This is a genomic window from Acinetobacter sp. YH12255, assembly GCF_013417355.1.
Taxonomy (GTDB): Bacteria; Pseudomonadota; Gammaproteobacteria; order Pseudomonadales; family Moraxellaceae; genus Acinetobacter; species Acinetobacter pseudolwoffii.
Genome location: NZ_VPEC01000116.1, coordinates 1 through 1,374 on the forward strand (window position 1 = coordinate 1; position 1,374 = coordinate 1,374).

Genomic DNA, 1,374 nt, shown 5'->3' on the forward strand with positions numbered 1-1,374 from the left:
AAATTCATGCACGTGTAGCAGTCCTCAACAGATTTACGGAATTAGGTCGACCACTTACCCAAGTTACGCCTTAAATTTGGCTCAATTAGGGGCGCTTTGCATTTCAAATCTTTGTGCAACAAAGCCATTCGTGGTTATTTGCAACAGTGCCAATAAGAGTTCAAATATTCTATTTAATTGTCATTAAACCGGATTCTGGCAGGGTGATATATGGAAAATTTGGACGAATTAAAAAGCCTGCATTTGCGGGCTTTTTAATGTCTGGTTTGGAGTTAGTTATTTTTCTTTTCTAATTTTTGGGCAACGGCTAATTCACATTCTAATTGGTGGAAGCTGACCAGATCTGCCGATGTACTTAACTTGCCATTTTCACGGTCGAAAATAAAAGAGACAGAACATTTTTGATTTTCCTGATCGGTGATTTGAACACCGTAATACCAGGTTTCCGCATCGCTAATCACTACGACGTTTTTAGTCTCACCTAAATTTTCTTTTAATACCGCCTGAGTTGGGGTGCTAATTGCACTAGCAATAAAATCTAATGAAACAGGTTTGTGCTCAGTGATTTTAGAGGTGATTTCTGGACTAAACAGTTGGTAATCATTACTGATTAACTGTTCATGATTATGTGCGTTTGCCAGTGATGCTGCGGATAGTGCTAATGTCAGCGTGATTAACTTGATTTTCATATTGTATCCCCATGATTCGAATATTTTAAAGTTTGAGTTTCTTTCAAATTTCTAAAATCATATACGATCTTAAAAATAATAAAGGGTTTGGAGATAAAATCTCATTTTTTTGTTTCACTCTGATGGGCATGCTGTTCCACAGTGGGAAAATATGCAGTCAGATCTTTAAGGATTTTGGGACCAATATATCGGAGACAGTTTATTTAACTGATGTTACGCATCCATTCTATATGTTGTAAATTTTAAAAAAATCGACCGCAAAATGTAGTGGCGAAGATGCTCAAAAATACACTTATTGCGTAACATCAGTTATTTAAGTTAGGCTGCCAGTTTAGATTTGCTAAAATTTACATAACGCACGTTAGACAAATTGAGAAAAAAGCCAATTCAATATGTACTGGCTTTTTAGTGTCACGTATATAAATCTAAGAATTGTTTTAATCGTTGCTAAGATGATGTTTCACGGCTTCTAAACCATTGATTTAAAGTTCAGGATTTTGACTGGCATGACCTTACTTTGGCGTGTGCTCTAAAATTACATTAGGCCATTCAGTAAAGTTATAGGACTTACGCACTATTATTTATAGATTCTCTGTGGTAGCAGATGATTTTTATCGAGAATAAAGTCATCAATGAAGTTTTTGATAACTGGTCTAAATAATTTCTTCTGCCAACGATATACATT

The 1,374-nt window shown here is 35.2% G+C and carries 1 protein-coding gene and 1 pseudogene; both read right to left on the bottom strand.

Annotation, left to right across the window (positions count from 1 at the left end):
• Positions 1-272: 272 nt before the first annotated feature.
• Complete coding sequence (locus tag FTV30_RS16030) at positions 273-689, bottom strand: hypothetical protein (RefSeq protein ID WP_159139022.1); 417 nt, start codon at positions 687-689, stop codon at positions 273-275.
• Positions 690-1,266: 577 nt separating this feature from the next.
• A pseudogene (locus FTV30_RS16035) lies at positions 1,267-1,374 on the bottom strand (IS701 family transposase); the annotation flags it as partial.